A 19,143-nucleotide genomic window follows, 5' to 3' on the forward strand; every position below is an offset into this window, starting at 1 on the left:
CGCCCATCACAATTCATCCGCGGTCGGGGCCGGGCTGCCGTCGAGCATCTTGGCCCTCGTGGCCGTGCGCCTCGTGACGGCCTCTGCCCTGCGGGTTGTCGCTGCGCGTACGGCGACGCTCGCGGCTGCGGCCGGATCCTTCTCGCGATCCTTCGCCGCGCTCGCTGCGCCCGCCCGCCCCGCGGCCGCCGTCGCGCGGGGCGCGATCCTTCACCGGAGTCGCCTTCAGGCGGCCCTTCGTACCCTCGGGAATCTTCAGATCCTCGTACAGGTGCGGCGAAGAGCTGTAGGTCTCGCGCGGTTCGGGCGTGCCGAAGTCGAGAGCGTTGTTGATCAGCGCCCACTTGTGCATGTCGTCCCAGTCGACGAACGTCACCGCGATACCGGTGCGGCCCGCGCGACCGGTGCGACCGACGCGGTGCAGATAGGTCTTCTCGTCGTCGGGAACCGTGTGATTGATGACGTGGGTCACATCGTCGACGTCGATGCCGCGGGCGGCGACATCGGTCGCGATCAGGATGTCCTTCTTGCCGGCCTTGAACGCCGCCATTGCGCGTTCGCGCTGATCCTGGTTCAGATCGCCGTGCACGCTGGCCGCGGAGAACCCGCGATCCACCAGCTCCTCCTGCAGCTTGGCGGCGGCCCGCTTCGTGCGCATGAAGATCACGGTCTTGCCGCGGCCCTCGGCCTGCAGGATGCGGCCGATCACCTCGTCCTTGTCGAGCGAGTGCGCCCGGTAGACGATGTGCTCGATGTTGGCCTGCATCGCGCCCTCGTCGGGGTCGGTGGCACGGATATGGATCGGATTGCGCATGAAGCGGCGCGCCAGCGCGACGATCGTGCCCGGCATGGTCGCAGAGAACAGCATCGTGTGGCGGGTGTCGGGGGTCTGCGCGAAGAGCTTCTCGATATCGGCGAGGAATCCGAGATCCAGCATCTTGTCGGCCTCGTCGAGCACCATCTCGCGCACGTTCTTGAGGTCGAGGAGGCGCTGGCCCGCGAGGTCGAGCAGGCGGCCGGGCGTGCCGACCACGACCTGCGCTCCCGCCTTCAGCTGTTCGATCTGACCCTCGTAGGCCTTGCCGCCGTAGATCGCGGTGACCTGCGCTTTGCGGCCCTTCGCCGCGAGATCGAGATCCTCGAAGACCTGCACCGCGAGCTCGCGGGTCGGCACGACGACGAGCGCCTGCACGCCCGGCTCGGGGTTCTCGCCGATGCGCTGCAGCAGCGGCAGGCCGAAGCCGAAGGTCTTGCCGGTGCCGGTCTTGGCCTGGCCGATGATGTCCTGGCCCTCGAGAGCCAGCGGGATCGTCTGCTCCTGGATCGGGAAGGCATCGACGATGCCCTGGCCTGCGAGCGCGTCGACCATGTCCTGGTCGACGCCGAGTTCGGTGAACGTTGCCACTGCGGTGTCCTGTCGGTGAGGTGCGGTGCTACGCGCTGACTCATCCCCAGGCGTAGCGAGCGAGCGCTCCACGGCGCCCGCATCTGACTGCAGCCGACGATTGCGGCGCCGTCTGCGGTCTCCAGTCTATGCGGTAGCCGCCCTCGGTCGCCGGTACACTGGCGACGTGTTCGAGTGGATCAAGAAGCTGGGCAAGAAGTCCGCCGCGCCTGCCCGCAAGCTGGGCTCGCGTCAGGCAGCCGACGACGCCCAGCGGGTCGAGCTCGCCGAGTTCGCGCCGAAGATCATGCCGTTCCTCGGCCTGGCCGCCTATCTGCAGCTCGAACTCTACGAGGCGTCTGCTCGTGCCGTCGTCGGCGCCCCCGCACTGCAATCGAAGGATGTGCTCGCCCGCGCCGCCGGGGCGACCCTCACGAAGCATCAGCGGCTCACGGACGAGATCCGTCGCCGGGGCCACGAACCGCATCTCGTCATGGAGCCGTTCACCCCCATGATCGACCGCTACATCGAGCGGATCGACACGCCGGACTGGCATCAGTACGTGCTCTCGATCTACCTCGTCGGAGGATTGTTCGACGGCTTCTTCGCCTCGCTCGCAGGTGGGCTCAAGGACGGGTACCGCAACGATGCCATCGCGATCCTGAACGACACGGCGGGCCGCGTCGAGCTGCGGGACCTGCTCGCGGCGGAGATCGCCGCGGATCCCTCGCTCGCGAACCGGCTCGCGCTCTGGGGGCGTCGACTCGTCGGCGACACGCTGCTGGTGTCCCGGCACGTGCTCGCGCTCAGCGACGGCCGCGCGTTCGTCGAGAGCGAGGTCGAGCCCGTCTTCACCGAGCTGATCGCCGACCACATCCGCCGGATGGACGATCTCGGTCTGACCGCGTAGGCGGTGCCGTCGTGACGACCCTGCCGATGCTGCAGTGCCGCTACTTCGCTTCGGGCGAATGCCGATCCTGCGCACTCATCGAGACGCCCTACGACGCCCAGCTCGCGGCGAAGGAGGCGCGCTGCCGCGCGCTGCTCCCCGGAGCTCCTGAGGCGGTGTGGCTGCCCGCCTTCAGCGGTGGGGATCGCGGGTTCCGCAACCGCGCCAAGCTGGTCGTGGGTGGCACCGGCGGTCGCCCGGGCGGCATCCGGCTCGGCATCCTTGGACCGTCGGGCGAGGGCGTCGACCTGCGCGAGTGCGCCATTCAGGCTCCGGAGATCGCCGCGGCAATCCCCGTGCTCGCCGCCTTCCTCGAGCGCACCGCTCTTGCGCCGTACGACGTGCCGGCCCGGCGGGGCGAACTCAAGTTCGTGCATGTGACGCTCGCGCCGAGCGGCGAGCTCATGCTGCGCTTCGTGACGCGGACCGAGCACGGGCTCACGACGATCCGCGCCCGTCTGGGCGAACTGCGCGCACTGCTGCCGCAGGCGGCCGTCATCTCGGTCAACCTGCTGCCCGAGCACCGCGCCGTGCTCGAGGGCGAACGCGAGGAGCTGCTGCACGGATCGGCGCTCCGGATGGACCTCGGCCCGGTCGCGCTGCACCTCAGGCCGCAGAGCTTCTTCCAGACGAATACCGTCGTCGCCCGCGAACTCTACGGGCAGGTCGCCTCATGGGTCGCCGGCTGCAGCCCGGCATCGGTGTGGGACCTCTATTGCGGGGTCGGCGGCTTCGCCCTGCACGTCGCGGCTCCGGGGCGAGCCGTGCTGGGTGTCGAACTCAGCGCCGCCGCAGTCGACTCGGCCAGACGATCCGCTAGAGAAGCCGGGCTCCCGGCGCGCTTCGAGGCTGCGGATGCGACGGAGTTCGCGCTCGCCGCGGCGCCCGAGGAGCTGCCCGAACTGGTGATCGTGAACCCGCCGCGGCGCGGCATCGGCGAGGTGCTCGCCGCGTTTCTCGAAGGTTCGGGCGTACCGCGTGTCGTCTACTCGAGTTGCAACCCCGAGTCGCTGGCGAAGGATCTCGCCGCCATGCCGTCGTACGCCCTGCGCGAGGCGCGGGTCTTCGACATGTTCCCGCACACCTCGCATCTCGAGGTCGCGGTGCTGCTCGAGCGCGTCGGCGGGTGATTTCGCCGGTGGGTCAGGCCGCCGGGATCGACGGGTTCGAGGCGGCTCCGCCTCAGCTGATGAAGCCGACCTTGCGACCGGCGTCGCCGCCGAGCTCGACGTAGGCGATCGCCGCAGTGGGCACGAGATACTGCTTGCCCTTGCTGTCGGTGAAGGTCACGAGCGGCTGCTTGCCCTCCGCGAGCGCGGACTCCACGGTCGCGCGCACGTCTTCAGCCGCCGCGTCGGTCTCGAAGCTGATCTCTCGGGGCGACTGAACGATGCCGATGCGAACTTCCACGGGTGCCTCCTGGGTCGACCGCGCCGGGCGCGATGCTGGGTCATTGCTGTTGCGAGTCTACGGTGCCCGACGCGGCCGGCGATGCGAAACCAGCCGTCGTTCGCTCGCAGCAGACTCTGCCCGCTCTGCCCGCGGGATCCGCGCGACGCCGCGTCCCGGGAGGCGTCTCCGGCGGCGTCGGGTAGGGCTGCCCTGGTTATGGTGTAGCAGCCGTCCCCGACTACGGTGCCGGCTGCAGCGTCAGCGTGTCCGCCGTCGCCGCGTCGACCGCCTCGGGGGAGTACGCCCAGGGGCGCTGCACGCCGTTCGCCCAGTCCTTCGTCTGATCGACGTAGTGCGTGTGGAACGCATGGCCGCTCTGCCCGGTCAGGTTCACCCAGTTCGAGGCGTCCCAGTCGCTCACGTCCACGACCATGCGCAGCGAGGGTACGGTCTCCGTCGCATAGTCCTCACCGTCGAGCGTCCAACCCGTCGCGTTCACCACGCCCGAGCCGCCTCCCGTCGGGTACGGCCCACGGTTGAACAGCCATTCGATGGGGGCGATGCCGCTCTCGCCGAAGGTGCCGTGGGTCAGCGGGAGTGCGTGCAGCTTTCCCCAGTTCCACTTCGACTGATCCGTCCCCTGCGTCGCGCTCAGCTCCTCGTAGGCGCGGGTTGCGGCGAGTGCGAGCGCGTCGGCGTCCGGGAGCGCGTCATTCCAGACCGCATTGGTGCTCGAGTTCGCATCGAGTGCGAGTTCGAGCAGCAGGGCGAACCGCGACTGGTCGCTGAGCGGGATATCGTCGCCGAAATGCTGCGCGAACAGAGCGGCCGTCTGTCGCCAGAGCACGTTCGCGTACGCGGCCTCGGACGAGTCCGCATCGTTCTGGCCGTCCCACTCGGCGAGCCCGTCGAGCGCCTGCTGCACCGCCGGGTCGTCGGCAGCGACGTCGGCGTAGAGGGTCTGCAGGGAGCCCGCCGCCGGCATCTGATTATCGAGCTGGATCTCGTGCAGATCGTCGGCGGTCAACGGTCCTGCGGCGATCCGCTGCTCCAGCAGCTCGACGATGCGTGCAGCGCGATACCCGTAGTCCCAGTCCCAGCTGAGCTCGTACGGGTAGGCGTTGCTGACGATCGCGTTGTTCGCCGTCACGATGTAGCCGCTCTCGGGGTTGTAGCTCGTGGGCAGCTCGGCGAAGGGGATGAAGCCCTGCCAGTCGTAGTCGCTCGCCCAGCCCGGCTGCGGCAGCCAGCCGTTCCCCGCGCCGCGGATCGGGAGGCGCCCCGGCGTCTGGTAGCCGATGTTGCCGTCGACATCGGCGTAGACGAGGTTCTGCGCCGGTACGTCGAAGTTCGAGGCGGCGACCCGGAAGTCGTCGAAGCTCTGCGCGAGGTTCAGGTCGAAGATCGCCTGCGCGGTGCTTCCGGGGTCCAACGCCGTCCAGCGCAGGCTGACCGCGAAGTCCCCGCTCGGGGCGTCCCGCTCCAGCTCGTCAGCGTCCTCCTGAGGGTCCGAGACGCCGGGTCCCCAGGCGTGGCGGACCGCGTATCGGGGATCTTCAGCGATGGCCGTGAAGTCCGCGGTGAGACCGGAGAGAATCGGGCCGTGCCCGGTCGAGCGGACCTCGAACGTCACGTCGTCGCCGCCGGCGACTTTCAGTGTCTCGGTGCGGGTGTCGAGCGCCTGCTTCTCTCCGTCGAGCCAGTAGTCTCCGCCGTCGACGCGCTCGATGTAGAGGTCGGCGACATCGGTCGTCAGATTGGTGAATCCCCACGCGACCCGGTCGTTGTGCCCGATCACGATGCCGGGAAGCCCGGAGAAGCTGAAGCCGGCCACATCGAAGGGGCACGCCTCGGTCACGTCGGCGCAGCGCAGCTGCATCTGGTTCCACACCGAGGGGAGCTCCGCCCCGAGGTGCGGATCGTTGGCGAGCAGTGGCAGTCCCGTCTCGGTGTGCTCGCCCGAGACGATCCACGAGTTTGAGCCGATGCCCTCGCCCTGCCCGGTGAGCATCGCGTCGACGACGGCGAGTGCGTCGAGCGCCGTCGCCGCTTCGGAATCCGTGCTGCCGGTGAAGTCTGGTGACTGGGCGTCGGCCCCCGCGGGGGCGACTGAGAACAGCGGCGGACGGACGTCGCCCTCGGCCCGATCGGTATCGCCCCACTCCCGGTCGACGATCACCGGATGCTCGTCGAAGGGGTAGTCGGGGTAGAGCGCGTCGATCTCGGCCGGTCCGATGCGCTGCGCGAGCAGTGCGCGTTCCGTCTCCTCCTCGATGTTGGTGCGCAGATCCCAGGCCATCGCCTTCAGCCAGGCGACCGAGTCCGCGGGCGTCCAGGGCTCGGGTGCGTAGTCGGCGTTCTGCAGGCCGAGCACGGCGTACTCGAGCGAGAGTCGGGCTCCGGAGCGCTGCGCCAGGTAGGCGTTCACGCCCTCGGCGTACGCCTCGTAGTATCCCCGCGTCTCGGCCGGCAGCGCATCGACCTCCTGCTGGGCGATGTCGTGCCAGCCGAGCGTGCGCAGGAACGTGTCCGTGCCCACCTGGGACTCGCCGAAGAGTTCGCTGAGGCGCCCGCTCGTGACGTGACGGCGCATGTCCATCTCCCAGAAGCGGTCCTGCGCGTGGACGAATCCCTGCGCGATGAAGAGATCGCGGGTGTTCGTCGCCGTGATCGTGGGGATGCCGCTCTTGTCGCGCTGCACGGTGACCGTCTGCTCCAGCCCGGCGACGTCGAGCGTGCCGCTCGTCTGCGGCCAGGAGCGCATGACGGTCCACACGCCGAACCCGCCCGCCACGAGGGCGAGCACCAGGAGAGTCGCCAGTGTCCACCCGAGGAATCGCAGCAGTCGACGCTTCTTGCGCTTCGGCCGGGCCTGGGTCGCCTCGGCCTCGCTGATCGGTCCGTCGGGCTGCGTCATCGCGGCTCCTTCGCTCGTGTCGGGGATGCTGCGGCAAGTCTGCCACGGCCCTCCGACATCCGTCGCCGCACCTGTGCGCATTCGACAAACAGGCTTTGACGCTCCTAGCGGCGTCGACCTCTCCACCGCCGGGCTCGGCAACCAGCCCGAGGCCGAGTCGGGCTCGTGCGAGGCGCGTATCAGTATCGATGTCGGAGGTGCATCCTAGGCTTGCAGCATGATCCGTTTCGATCCCTCCCAGGAGCGCGTGCTCGGCCTCGACGCCTCTCGCCACGCCCGCGTGCTCGGTGCTCCCGGCACGGGAAAGACACGTCTGCTCGCCGAGGTGTATGCGAGGGCTTTGGAACTCCCCGGGTGGTCGGAATCCGAGGTGCTCGCGCTGGCGCCGAATCGCCTCGCGGCGGCGTCGCTCCGTGCCGGGATCGAGACACGGATCCCGCATGCGCTCGGCGGTGCTCCCGCGCGGACGCCGGCCTCGCTGGCCTTCGCCGTGCTCGCGGAGGCGGCTGCGGCCACCGGCGAGCCGGCTCCACGGCTGCTCACCGGGACGGTGCAGGACGAGGGGATCGCAGCGACGGTGGAGCGGATGATCGAGTCGGAAGGGGCGACGGGCGCGCTCGTCCCCGAAGTGCTCAGAAGCCCGACGTTTCGCGCGGAGCTCCGAGAATTCTGGCGGGTGCTCGACGATTTCGATCTCGACCCGGATGCGCTCGCGCGGCGGCTCGACGATGCGCGTCACCGCGCTGCGAGCGAGGCCGTGACCGAAGCGCCGGATTCGGGGCTGCTCGATCGATGGGAGTATGCGCTGCGCCTGGTGGCGGAGGCCGGTCGGCGGCTCGCCGAAGACCGTCCGGCGGAGCTGAGCTCGAGCGGCCTGATCCGGGAGGCGAGCCGGTGCGTGAACGCGGGGCGCGTGGCTCCGCCCCGGCTGATCCTGGTCGACGACGCGCAGGAGATCGGTGAGGGGGAGCTGGCGCTGATCGCTTCCTGCGCCGCCGCAGGAAGCCGTGTCTGGTTGTTCGGCGATCCCGACATCGCGACCGAGACCTTCCGAGGAGAGCGTGCTCGTGTGCTGATGGACTTCGCGGCCGAGCTCGGTCGGCGGGGGGTGCGAAGCGAGCCCGAGCAGGTGGTCGTACTCGAGACCGTGCACCGCCACGGTGCGGAGCTTCGCGGTTTCGTCCGGGGGCTCACCTCGCGGCTCGGTTCGGCCGGGATGCCGCGACAGCGCGAGGCCTCCGCCTCGGCGGTGGAACGTACGGGGGACGAGGTGCGGTTCGCGACTGCGGCTTCTCCGTCGGAACAGCTGGGGATCATCGCGCACCGCCTCCGCGCCAGGCATCTGGGGCTAGATGGTCGCGAGCCCCTGCGCTGGGGGCGGATGGCCGTCGTCTGCCGATCGCGCACCGAGGCATCGCGCCTCGCCCGAGGTCTCGCCGCGCATCAGGTGCCGACCGGCGTCACGGCCGGTGGCATCGTGCTGCGCGAGCATCGGGCCGTCAGGAATCTGATTCGTCTGCTGCAGCATGCGCTGGGACTCGCCGCGTTCAGCGCCTCCGATGTCCTCGACCTGCTCGCCGGGCCGATCGGTGGTCTCGACCCGGTCGCGGTGCGCCGACTGCGAGGCGCAGTGATGCTTCTGGAGCGGCGCGATGCGAGCGATGCGGGCCGGGAGGCTCGCGCCACCGATGACGTGCTGCTCGACGCCTTCGCGCACCCCGGCACCGAGCCGCTGGTCGACAGCCGAGGAGGCCGCGCGCTGCGGCGACTCGGCCGCATCGCCGCAGCGGGGGAGGACGATCACCGCAGTGGTGGCACCGCACGCGAGACGCTGTGGGCGCTGTGGAGCACGACGAAACTCGCCGACGAATGGCAGGAGCGGGCGTTGAACGGACGCGGAGGCCGGGCGGACGAAGCGCAGCGCTCTCTCGACGCGACGATGGGGCTCTTCTTCGCGCTCCAGCGGCATGAGGAGCAGGACAGCTCGCAGCCGATCGAGCAACTGCTGGAGGAACTGCTCGAGAGCGCGGTGCCGGAGGACTCCCTCGCACAGCGCGCGCAGCGGGACGCGGTGACCGTCACGACGCCGCAGGGCACGATAGGTCGCGAATTCGACCTCGTGGCCATCGTCGGCGCGCAGGACGGCGCCTGGCCGAACACCCGTGCTCGTGGATCGTTGCTGGGCGCGGTGGCGCTGGAACGATGGCTGCGCGGCGGGTCGGCCGACGACCCCTCCAGGCGGGACACGATCCATGACGAACTCCGGCTCTACGCGCAGGCCTGCTCGCGCGCTTGCGACGAACTGCTGGTGGTCGCGATCAGCGACGAGGATCATCACCCGAGCCCGTTCTTCGGCTTCGGCAGCGCGCATCTCCAGGAGGGGATGCCGAGCTCCCGACTCACGTTGCGCGGGGCGACCGCCGCGATGCGGCGGCGACTGGTAGCGGATCCCGAGGACGGGGACGCCCTCGGCTCGCTCGTCGAGCTCGCCCGCAGCGGGGCACCGGGCGCCCACCCGGACGAATGGTACGGCGTGTCGGCACCCAGCACCGACGCGCCCCTCCACGACCTCGGAGCTCCGGAGTCACGGGTGCCGGTCAGCCCCTCGCAGATGGAACGCGCGGAGACGTGCCCGCTCGACTGGGTGATCGGAGCGCTCGGAGGCGGATCCGGTACCGTCGAGATGAACCTCGGCACGCTGGTGCACCATGCCTTCGAGACCGCGCAGAGCGACGATCCGGAGCAACTGCTCGCCGGCATCCTGCGAGAGTGGCGCAAGCTGCCGTTCGACGCGGACTGGGACGCCGAGCGCGCCCTCGGGACCGCCGCCGAGATGGCGGCAGGACTCGCGGACTACCTACGCGAATTCGAGGCGTCCGACCGCGAACTCGTGGGACGCGAGACCGGCTTCAATGTGCCCCTCGGCGAAGCGGAGCTGCGAGGCAAGGTCGACCGACTCGAGCTGCGGCGACGGTCCGAGGGAGTGGAACTCGCGGTGCTCGACCTGAAGACCGGCGCGAACCCGCCGTCGGGCCCCGCGACCGAGCGGCATGCACAGCTGCAGGCCTATCAGCTGGCCATCGAAACGGGTGCGTTCAGCGAGGCGCTGGAGGCCGCGGAGGGCATAGACCCCGACGGTGTCTCGAACGGCGGAGCTCGCCTGCTCTTCGTGCATCCGAAGGCGACGAAGGGCCGAGGCTTCGTGGAACGCGCGCAGGCGCCGCTGAGCGAGGAGGCGCGGAACGCGCTGGTGCAGCGGGTCGCCGAGATCGCCCGCGTCATGGCCGCAGAGTCGTTCACCGCGCGGGTCGAGCACCACTGCAGCGACTCCTTCAGCCCCGGAGAATGCCGCCTCCACATCATCGAGGCGGTGAGCCACGCATGAACGTCGTATTCCCGGCCATCCGGGTCGCCGAGCTCCTCGCGGGGCCCTCGGCGACGCCCATCCTCCCGACCGATGAGCAGCGCGCGGTGATCGAGCACCCGCTCGGCGGCAGTGCCCTCGTCGTCGCGGGCGCCGGCAGCGGAAAGACCGAGACGATGGCGAACCGCGTCGTCTGGCTCGTCGCGAACGGCCTCGTCGCCCCCGAACAGGTGCTCGGCCTCACCTTCACGCGGAAAGCTGCGGGAGAATTGCGCGAGCGCATCGCCGGCCGGCTCGAGCGGTTCGGTGCCCGGCTCGCAGAAGCCGCGGAGCTCGGCACGCTCGATGCGGCCGAATCCGCACGAGCGAGCGACCTCGGTGCGGCCCTCGCCGACGGGCTGGACCTGCCAGAGGTCAGCACCTACAACTCCTTCGCCGCCGGGGTGCTGCAGGAGTTCGGAGTCGCCGCGGGTATCGCACCGGGTGCTGCGGTGATCGACGAAGCCACGGCCTGGCGCATAGCCCGAGAAGTCGTCCTCACGAGCGAGGACGGCGACCTGGTGGCGAGCGGGCTCCGCACCCCCCAGCTCGTCAAGCACCTGATCGCGATCGACCATGCCGTCGCCGACCACCTCACCTCATTCGAACGAGTCGAGCAGGTCGTCGCGGAGTTCGGGCGCGTACTCGACCTTCCCTACAACGACAAAGACCCCATCGGGGGCCCCGGCGGCAAGAACTACGCGGCAGTCCGCGACGCCGTCGCGAATGTCTCCGAGACGCCGCTTCTCACCCGGCTCGCACGCGAGTTCGCGGCCGAGAAACGGCGGCGTGGCCTCATCGAGTTCTCCGACCAGCTGGCGCTCGCCACGCGAGCGCTCGAACGCTCACCCGACGCGATCGATACTCTGCGCCGTCGCCACCCGGTCGTGCTGCTCGACGAAACGCAGGACACCTCGGTCGGTCAGACCCGGCTGCTCTCGATGATCTTCGCCGGGTCGTCCGTGATGGCGGTCGGGGACCCGCACCAGTCCATCTACGGCTGGCGCGGCGCCTCCGCGGACGGGTTGGCATCGTTCCACCGAGATTTCCGGAGTCCCGGCCGAACCCGCGATGCCGCGGCGCCCGGTGGGGCCACCCTGAGCCTGTCCACGAGCTGGCGGAATCCGGTCGCCGTCCTCGGCTCGGCGAATGCGATCTCCGCGCCGCACGTCGCAGACTCGCCGATAGACGTACCGCGGCTCGCACCGAGACCGGGAGCGAGTACCGGCACGGTCGAATGGCTCTACCCGGAGACGATTCACGAGGAGCGCCAGCAACTCGCCGCCTGGATGGTGCAGGCCCGCGCCGCGCACGTGTCCGAGCACGGCGAGCTGCCGAGCGCGGCAGTGATCTTCCGGAAGCGGCGCCACATGGGCGCGTTCGCTGCAGCGCTCACCGACGCCGGAGTACCGAACCGTATCGTCGGCTTCGGCGGGCTCCTCAGCACACCGGAAGTCACCGATGCCGTGAGCGCGTTGCGCTGCCTCTGGTACGCGGACGCCGGCGGCGACCTCATCCGCCTGCTCGCGGGGCCCCGCTTCCGCATCGGCGTCGCCGACATCGCAGGCCTGCGCGACACCGCCCGCTGGTTCGCGCAGCGCGACGTGTCCCAGCGGCGGCTCAGCGACGAGGACGCGGAGGCGGATCGGGTGCTGCCGGATCCCGACCGGCGGTTCACCCTCATCGACGCGCTCGACCAGATAGCTGCGATCTCGGACCCTCACCATCCCGCACTCGCCGGAATCAGCGACTGCGGCCGGAACCGCCTGCGCGAGGCCGGCGACCTCCTCGCCTCGCTCCGGCAAGGAGTCGGAGGCGACATCGTCGAACTCATCGGTGCAGTGGTGCGCGCGCTCCGCCTCGATATCGAGCTCGAAGCGAACGAGACGCGCGAGCACGACGGGGGAGCGGCCGCACTCGCGAACCTCGATGCCTTCACCGACATCGTCGAGAACTTCCTCGCCATCGATAGCCGGAGCACGCTGCCCTCGCTCCTCGAATGGATCGAGCGGGCCGTCGAAGCGGACGAAGCCGCCGAACATGTCGCCGCCCCCGCACCCGGCACCGTGCACCTCATCACCGCGCACGGGGCCAAAGGGCTGGAATGGGATCTCGTCGCCGTCCCCCGGCTCGTCGAGAGCGAGTTCCCCTCCAGTCCGCGGGACGGCGTCGGATGGCTGCGCAAGGGGCAACTGCCCGACGAGCTGCGCGGCGACGCCGCCGCCCGACCGGAGCTGAACTGGCGGATCGCGACGACCCAGCAGGAACTCAAAGACCGGCTCAACGACTACACTGCGGAACTCAAAGCACGCAACGCGGAAGAAGAACGCCGCCTCGCCTACGTGGCGGTCACCCGCTCAGCCGGCCGATTGCTGCTGAGCGGCTCGTTCTGGGGCGGGCAGCGTGCGGCACGCGCCCCTTCGCCATATCTCCTCGAACTGCAGGAGCACGGCATCCTCACTGGACTCCCGGTCCGGAGCGTGCACGAAGAGGACCCGAGCGAGGCCACCGAGTTCACCCTGCGATGGCCGCTCGACCCGCTCGGCTCCCGGGCCGGTGCCGTATTGCGGGCCGCGGATGCCCTCCGTGCCGAGATCGACTACGAGGACGCGTCAGGTAGAGGAATCGACGAGACCGTGCGCCTGCTGATTGCCGAACGCGATGCGGCGCAACACGGCGGACGCGTGGAAGCGAGCCTGCCCGAACGCATCACCGCCTCCGCCTTCCACGAGTTCGTGGAAGACCCGGAGGAGGCGGAACGGAGGCGACTGCGACCGGTCCCGCAGCGCCCCTACCGCCGCACCCGTATCGGGAACCGCTTCCACGAATGGGTCGAGCGGCGGGCGACGACCGCCACCGGGACAGCGCTCCCGCTCTTCGGCTTCGACCCCGAGGAATGGGATCCGGGCCGGGCGGAATTCGAGCTCGAGCGCGAACTCGAACCGCTCATCGAGTCCTTCGAACGCTCGCGGTGGGCCGACCGGCGCCCGATCGCAGTGGAACTCGAAGTGACCCTCCCGTTCGCCGGCCGCCGACTCGTGTGCAAGCTCGACGCCGTCTACCGCAGCGGGGACGGCAGTGATGCCCGCTACGAGATCGTCGACTGGAAATCCGGTCGTCCGCCCGCGAACGACGCGGAACGCGCCTCGCGCTTCCTGCAGCTCGATCTCTACCGGCACGCCTACGCGCGCTGGGCCGACATCGATCCGGAACGCATCGACGTGTCCCTGTTCTACGTGTCCGAAGCCGTGGAACTGCGCGGAGAGGGAAGCCGCAGCCTGGAGGAGCTCGAACGCCTCTGGCTCGAAGCCGCGGGGACGCTGCCGGCCTAGCTGCCGCTGGCGCTGCCGCTCCCGTGGCCGTTCTCCTCGCCCTGGCGCGCCGGCGCATCGCGGGGGTCCGCGTCGCTCTCGTCGCCGAGGCCGATGGCTTCGAGGAGTTCCAGTGCGTCGAGCGGCTGCGTGGACTCCAGCCCATCCTCATCCCCGTCGCTCGGAGATCCGGCAGGCAGGTCCACGGCCGCGCCGTCATCCGGATCGATGCCCGAACCGCCGGAGTCTCCGACGCCAGGCAGTCCCTCCTCGCCAGCAGGCGCCCGATCCTGGGGCTCTTCGTCGGCGAAGTCGCCGTCGCTCGAGAACATCCGATCCTCGTCGAGGGACTCGTGCTCCGCGGTCTCGGAACGGAGATCCTCCGGCGGATCCGGCATATCGTCGAGCAGCCGCTCCACCTCGTCCGCCGAGGCGATCGTGCGGGACGGGGCGGGATCGCTCATCCCGGTCAATCGGTCGACGAGGCGATCCAGCATCGCGATCGCGTCCTCCACGACCGCATCGTCGTGCGTCTCGACCCCGTGCAACAGCCACCTCGCGACACCGAGCTCGTGATGGAACTGCGCGCGCGCGCGGAGCTCGGCCCCGCCTCCGGTACCGCGCTGCTGCATGTAGCGGGCGAGGACGCTGTCGAGGACTTCGGGGCCCGCCTCGAGCAGCCAGGCGAGATCCACCGCCGGGTCTCCGACCGAGAGCTCATCCCAGCCGAGCACCCCGACCACCTGCTCATCCGCGACCAGCAGGTGGTCCGCGTCGAGGGAACCGTGCACCACGTTCGGGGCGAAATCCCACAACCGGTGCGAAGCGAGCGCGTCGAGCCATCGGCCGTGCACGGTGCCCGGCAGCAGCCGGGTTGCCGCTGCGCGCTCGACGAGGCGGGCCGCGGCCTGGCGCACGTCCTCCGTCTCGCGCACCGGCAGCCCCGCCGACTTCACGAGCGAGAGCGGCAGCCGGTGGATCGCCGCCAGCGTCTCGGCGATCGGTTGCAGCAGGAGGGCGTCGCTCGCGAGATCCGCTGCGACGATGCGTCCCCCGGGGAGAAACGTCGATACGACGGCGCGCGTCTCACCGGCGCGCGTGATCCCGAGCGTCTCGGGCGCTTGGAAGGGCAGCGCGCTGCGCGCACCATCGGCGAGCGCGGCCTGCCCGAGCATCTCAGCCGACTGCCGGACCTCCGCCGACGAGATGCGCGGCACACGGACGATGAGCTCGGCATCCTCCGTCAGGAGCACGGCCGAGCTGAACGCCCCCTCACCGTCGAGGGTGTGTTCGCGAGCGCCCACCACCTGCAGACCCGGCACAGCCGAGGTTGCGAGCGCGGCTAGAGTGAGAGGAGTGCTGGACATACTGACAGCGTAAGCAGCGGTGCCCCGCGAGAGCGAGCGCCACGCGCACGGGATCCGGCACGGTACGGGATTCGCGCGGCGAGGAGGAAACGGATGGGACGCTCGATCCACCCGCCGATGACCGGCGGCTACCTGGATCGCGACGGCCCCACCCGTTTGAGCCCCTCGGCGCTCGATGCGGCGTGGTCCGATCCCGCGGCACGCCTGCTGCGGGTACGCGACGGCCGCATGCCGCTGCGCGCATGGAGTGATCGCGAAGCCCGACTCGACCTCGTCCCGGTCTTCGGGGCGCGCGGCACGGAGCATGTGTATCTGGGGCGCGCTGCGGGCGCGCCCGTGTTCGCGATCGCCATCGAGAGTGACGCGGCAAACGGAGGCGCTGCAGACGGAGACGCTGCAGACGGAGACGACGGGTCTGAAGCGACGGAGAACGCCGAGGCCCCCGGTCGAGACCGGTTGCCGGAACCCCCGGGGGGCTGGAGGCCGCCGCTGGAGTTCGGCGGACTGCTCGAGCCGCTCGAGGCGGAACTGGTGGCGGCGGCGTGCGCGATCCTCGCCTGGCACGGCACGGCCGGATTCTCGGCGCGCGACGGCGCCCCCACCAGTCCGACGAGCGGCGGGTGGTCTCGCACCGACCCGCACGGCGGCGAGCACTTCCCCCGGATGGATCCGGTGGTCATCGTGCGCGTGGAGCACGAAGAACGGCTCCTGCTCGGCTCGAATGCGCTCTGGGAGTCCGGGCGCTTCTCGCTGCTCGCCGGGTTCATCGACGCGGGGGAGTCTGCCGAAGAAGCCGTCGCGCGAGAGATCTTCGAAGAATCCGGACTGCGCGTCGAAGCTGCTCGGTACATCGCGTCGCAGCCGTGGCCGTTCCCGCGATCCTTCATGCTGGGTTTCAGCGCCCGGCTCGCGGAGGGAGTCGATCCAGAGAAGCTGGTCCCCGACACGACCGAGCTCTCCGAGCTGCGCTGGTTCACCCGTGACGAGTTGCGCGATCCGCCTCCCGGTATCCGCCTCCCGGCGCCGGTCTCTATCGCCCGCTGGCTCATCGACCGCTGGGTAGCGGAGGACGACGCTTCCGGTGAAGCCGCGGGGACCCTGGACACGGGGCAGGCCGCGGCCCCGGGCGCAGCGGAGCGGGCCAGGGATGACTGAGGATCTGCTCGGGGGACTCGACCCGGAACAGCGGCAGATCGCGGAGTGCCTGCGCGGCCCGGTCTCCGTGCTTGCCGGCGCCGGCACCGGGAAGACCCGGACGATCACCCATCGGATCGCGCACGGCGTGCGCTCGGGAGTGTACGCGCCGGATCGAGTGCTCACGGTGACGTTCACGCGAAAGGCGGCCGGCGAGCTGCAGGCGAGGCTGCGCGCGCTCGGTGCGGAAGGCGTGGCGGCGCACACCTTCCACAGTGCTGCCCTCGCGCAGCTCGGCCACTTCTGGCCGCAGTTCGTCGGCGGCTCCGCGCCGCAGATCCTCAGTGGCGGCAAGGTCACCGTGCTCTCCCAGGCAGCGGAATCCCTGCGCCTGTCGCTTCCGGTCGACACGCTGCGCGACGTCGCCGCCGAGATTGAGTGGCGCAAGGTCTCGATGCTCAGCCTCGAGGGCTATGCCGCGCTCCTCCGGTCGGAGGACGCCGAGGCCGCAGCGCGCACACCGCCGGACGGCGTCACCGTCGAGCATCTGCTGGACTTGCATGAGGCTTACGGCCGTATCCTCGACGAGCGCCGACAGATCGATTTCGAGGACGTACTGATCCTCGCGACCGGTCTGCTGGAGTCCGAACCGCGCGCCGTCATGCAGGTGCGCGAACGGTATCGCTTCTTCACGGTCGACGAGTATCAGGACGTCAATCCGCTGCAGCACGCGCTGCTGCGGGTCTGGCTCGGCGACCGCGACGACGTCTGCGTCGTCGGCGACGCGAGCCAGACGATCTACAGTTTCACCGGTGCGAGCAGCTCGTACCTGCTGCGTTTCGGGCGAGAGCACCCGAACGCGCGAGAGTTCCGACTCGAACGGAACTATCGGTCGACCGAGCCGATCGTGCGCGTGGCGAACCGGCTCATGCGAGGCCGTCCCGGCGCGCTCGTGCTCCAGGCCGTACGCGGAGAGGCGATCAGCGCGGCGGCGAACCGTACAGTGGGCAGCTCGCCGGACAGTGCAGCGCGCAGCACGACGGTAGACGGCGCAACGGGGCCGGGAGACGCGCCGCCGGCCTGCGAATGGTTCGCGAGCGAGCAGGACGAGGCCGAGGCGGTCGCGGCCTCGATCCGCGGTGCGGTCGCGGCGGGTACACCGGCCAGCGAGATCGCGGTCCTGTACCGCACGAACGCGCAGTCGGCGGCCATCGAGGCTGCCCTGGAGCGGGCAGGGGTCGACGTCCGTGTGCACGGTGCGCAGCGGTTCTTCGATCGGGCCGAAGTGCGTCAGGCCGTCATGGTGATGCGCGGGCAGGCGAAGGTGGCCGACGAACGTCCGCTCTTCCAGATCGTGAGCGATGTGCTTCGCGCCTGCGGCTGGCAGACCGCCCCGCCGGAGGGAGCCGCCGCGCGGGAGAAGTGGCAGGCGCTGAACGCCATCCTCGCCCTCGTCGACGAGCAGCCGCCGGGCACCGGCGTGCAGGAGTTCAGCGAGGAGCTGCTCGCGCGGTCCCGGGCGCACCACGAACCGACGCTCGACGCAGTCGCGCTCAGCGCTGTGCACGCCGCGAAAGGGCTCGAATGGTCCCTGGTCCACCTGATCGGGATGAGTGAAGGCGTGCTGCCCATCGTCTACGCCGATACGGAGACGGCGATCGACGAAGAACGGCGTCTCGCGTACGTGGCCATGACCCGGGCGCGGGATCGGCTCCGCATCTCCGGCAGTGCCGGTGGAGCCCGCTCGCGACGTGCGCCCTCGCGATTCATAGCGGAAGCCGGGTTATCGTTCGCGCGGTGACCGCCGGAGCCGCTTCGTGCGCCGGGTGAACAGGGCGAATCGCGTCGATCGGAGTGGAGGCTGTGATCGCCGGGTTGGACGAGCCGGTCCGTTCGAGCGCGCATCCGCACTCGCGGTGCGGTTCTACGGGTTCGGCCTCGATCCGGTGCAACGGCAGCCCGTCCTGCACGGGTATGCGATAGCGCACCCTCCCCAGGCTCTCGTGGCCGGCGCGCCACCGCCGGACGAGGGCGACGGCCTGCGCCGCAGCGGTCTCCGCGCAGGCCGTGGTCTCGCTCGCCGGTATCTCGCCGAGCAGCTGCGCCGCGAGAACGGGTAGCGCCGGGTCGGCATCGGTGTCCCCGAGCTGTATGCATGCGGCGCACGGATCGGCGGGATCGGAGATGAGCGGGCCGACCAGGATGCTGCGGTCGGTGAAGCGGACCAGGAGTCGGGGCGGACCCTTCGGCGGTGGCGGATCGGTCCCGAAGGACGGGGCGAGATAGCGCTCGATCGCGATGACGAGACCGGGTCGCCGGAACCGCTGGTACGTCGGCGCAAGCGATCCGGGAGCCGGGTCGAGGGTCGCGCTCGGATTCGAGTCGTGGGCCGAGCCGAAGCCGGCACGGACGCAGGCCTCGCGGAAGTGCGTCGCGAGGTGCTGCGGTCCGGTTGTGAGAACGTCGAGACGTGCGGGCGGTGAGGTGCTCAGCGCCCTCGGCCCTCCGACGGGCAGATGCCGCAGCGCGGTTTCGAGCCGACCGACGAGGTCGAGCCAATCCATCGGGGTCGCGCCGAGACGGCACAGGGTCTCTTCGAGTCGATCGCTGCGGATCCCGGTCTGCAGTGCACCGAGGAGTCGCTGCACCGTCGCGGAGGGCCGGTCGATCCGTACTTCTGCGCGCTCGAAGCCGAGTCTCAGCGTGCGCTCGTCCTCCCAGCACAGCGGGAGATCGGGATCGATGCGGGTGATGGTGGGAGGCATGTCTCAAGCCTGTACCCGAGATCCTCGCGGACCGCGTCTATGCACAGGTCCGAGCGCGAATGCGCGGAAATCGCCCAGTGCGCCCGGGTTGTGAACGCCGAGTCGGCGCCTTTCCGGGTCAGCGCCTCTCCGAGTCCGCGTGCACCGATGGTCGGCCCTCGCCCACCGGGCTCGATGGGTATGCCCGGCCGGATACGGATCAGACCGGAGCCGGCCCGTCTCCCGGTGCACCGGGCGCGCCGTCGTCTGATCCGTTTTCGCCGGGCTCCGCACCGCGAGAACCTTCGCCTTCCCCGGCCGGCGGCAGCTCTCCGCTGAGCAGGCGTGCCAGCTCACGGTCGAACTCGTCGGGTTCGGCCCCTCGGGGCTCGGTCCCGCTGAGTCCCAGACGCTCGAGCAGGCGGGCGGGATGATCCAGTTCCTCCGCAGTCGGCAGCAGATCGGGGTGCGCCCAGAGGCCGTCGCGCCGGCTCACGCCGCCGCGCTCCGCGACGAGACGCCACACCGCCGCGGCCTCGCGC

Annotated in this window: 12 protein-coding genes; 6 read left to right on the forward strand and 6 right to left on the reverse strand. The window is 70.3% G+C overall.

Annotated features, from left to right (window positions below):
• Nucleotides 1-13: 13 nt before the first annotated feature.
• On the reverse strand, nucleotides 14-1,405 hold the full coding sequence (locus tag ACFPZL_RS03585) for a DEAD/DEAH box helicase (RefSeq protein ID WP_382334722.1): 1,392 nt from the start codon (nucleotides 1,403-1,405) through the stop codon (nucleotides 14-16).
• Nucleotides 1,406-1,571: 166 nt separating this feature from the next.
• On the opposite strand from ACFPZL_RS03585, the gene ACFPZL_RS03590 reads away from it, so the two are divergent.
• Complete coding sequence (locus tag ACFPZL_RS03590; protein WP_218114095.1) at nucleotides 1,572-2,294, forward strand: ferritin-like fold-containing protein; 723 nt, start codon at nucleotides 1,572-1,574, stop codon at nucleotides 2,292-2,294.
• A gap of 11 nt (nucleotides 2,295-2,305) precedes the next feature.
• Nucleotides 2,306-3,463: a methyltransferase domain-containing protein gene (locus ACFPZL_RS03595; RefSeq protein WP_382332244.1), complete on the forward strand. Its 1,158-nt coding sequence runs from the start codon at nucleotides 2,306-2,308 to the stop codon at nucleotides 3,461-3,463.
• Between the two features lie 52 nt (nucleotides 3,464-3,515).
• Here the strand turns inward: ACFPZL_RS03595 and ACFPZL_RS03600 are convergent, their stop codons facing one another.
• Both ACFPZL_RS03600 and ACFPZL_RS03605 read right to left on the reverse strand, forming a co-directional pair.
• Nucleotides 3,516-3,743 carry a DUF3107 domain-containing protein gene (locus ACFPZL_RS03600; RefSeq protein WP_218114096.1) on the reverse strand — a complete coding sequence of 76 codons (228 nt, stop codon included), beginning with the start codon at nucleotides 3,741-3,743 and terminating at the stop codon, nucleotides 3,516-3,518.
• Nucleotides 3,744-3,963: 220 nt separating this feature from the next.
• Nucleotides 3,964-6,642: a penicillin acylase family protein gene (locus ACFPZL_RS03605; RefSeq protein WP_218114097.1), complete on the reverse strand. Its 2,679-nt coding sequence runs from the start codon at nucleotides 6,640-6,642 to the stop codon at nucleotides 3,964-3,966.
• A gap of 217 nt (nucleotides 6,643-6,859) precedes the next feature.
• Between ACFPZL_RS03605 and ACFPZL_RS03610 the strand changes: the two genes are divergently transcribed.
• Nucleotides 6,860-10,027 carry a UrvD/REP family ATP-dependent DNA helicase gene (locus ACFPZL_RS03610; protein WP_218114098.1) on the forward strand — a complete coding sequence of 1,056 codons (3,168 nt, stop codon included), beginning with the start codon at nucleotides 6,860-6,862 and terminating at the stop codon, nucleotides 10,025-10,027.
• Nucleotides 10,024-13,377, forward strand: coding sequence for an ATP-dependent DNA helicase (locus ACFPZL_RS03615; protein ID WP_218114099.1), 3,354 nt, complete (start codon nucleotides 10,024-10,026; stop codon nucleotides 13,375-13,377). Before ACFPZL_RS03610 ends, ACFPZL_RS03615 begins: the two co-directional genes overlap by 4 nt.
• Here ACFPZL_RS03615 and ACFPZL_RS03620 read toward each other — a convergent pair.
• Nucleotides 13,374-14,723, reverse strand: coding sequence for a phosphotransferase (locus ACFPZL_RS03620; protein ID WP_218114100.1), 1,350 nt, complete (start codon nucleotides 14,721-14,723; stop codon nucleotides 13,374-13,376). The genes ACFPZL_RS03615 and ACFPZL_RS03620 overlap by 4 nt on opposite strands.
• A 93-nt stretch (nucleotides 14,724-14,816) precedes the next feature.
• Here ACFPZL_RS03620 and nudC point away from each other — a divergent pair, with 93 nt between their 5' ends.
• Together nudC and ACFPZL_RS03630 are read left to right on the forward strand one after the other, a co-directional pair.
• Nucleotides 14,817-15,878 carry an NAD(+) diphosphatase gene (gene nudC / locus ACFPZL_RS03625; RefSeq protein WP_218114101.1) on the forward strand — a complete coding sequence of 354 codons (1,062 nt, stop codon included), beginning with the start codon at nucleotides 14,817-14,819 and terminating at the stop codon, nucleotides 15,876-15,878.
• Nucleotides 15,871-17,658 carry an ATP-dependent helicase gene (locus tag ACFPZL_RS03630; protein ID WP_218114102.1) on the forward strand — a complete coding sequence of 596 codons (1,788 nt, stop codon included), beginning with the start codon at nucleotides 15,871-15,873 and terminating at the stop codon, nucleotides 17,656-17,658. Before nudC ends, ACFPZL_RS03630 begins: the two co-directional genes overlap by 8 nt.
• Here the strand turns inward: ACFPZL_RS03630 and ACFPZL_RS03635 are convergent.
• Together ACFPZL_RS03635 and ACFPZL_RS03640 are read right to left on the reverse strand one after the other, a co-directional pair.
• Nucleotides 17,624-18,622, reverse strand: coding sequence for a hypothetical protein (locus ACFPZL_RS03635; protein WP_218114103.1), 999 nt, complete (start codon nucleotides 18,620-18,622; stop codon nucleotides 17,624-17,626). The genes ACFPZL_RS03630 and ACFPZL_RS03635 overlap by 35 nt on opposite strands.
• Before the next feature lie 199 nt (nucleotides 18,623-18,821).
• A partial coding sequence (locus ACFPZL_RS03640) for a zinc-dependent metalloprotease (RefSeq protein WP_382334726.1) occupies nucleotides 18,822-19,143 on the reverse strand: 322 nt, incomplete at its 5' end.

It is taken from the genome of Leucobacter soli (genome assembly GCF_042659205.1).
GTDB lineage: Bacteria > Actinomycetota > Actinomycetes > Actinomycetales > Microbacteriaceae > Leucobacter > Leucobacter soli.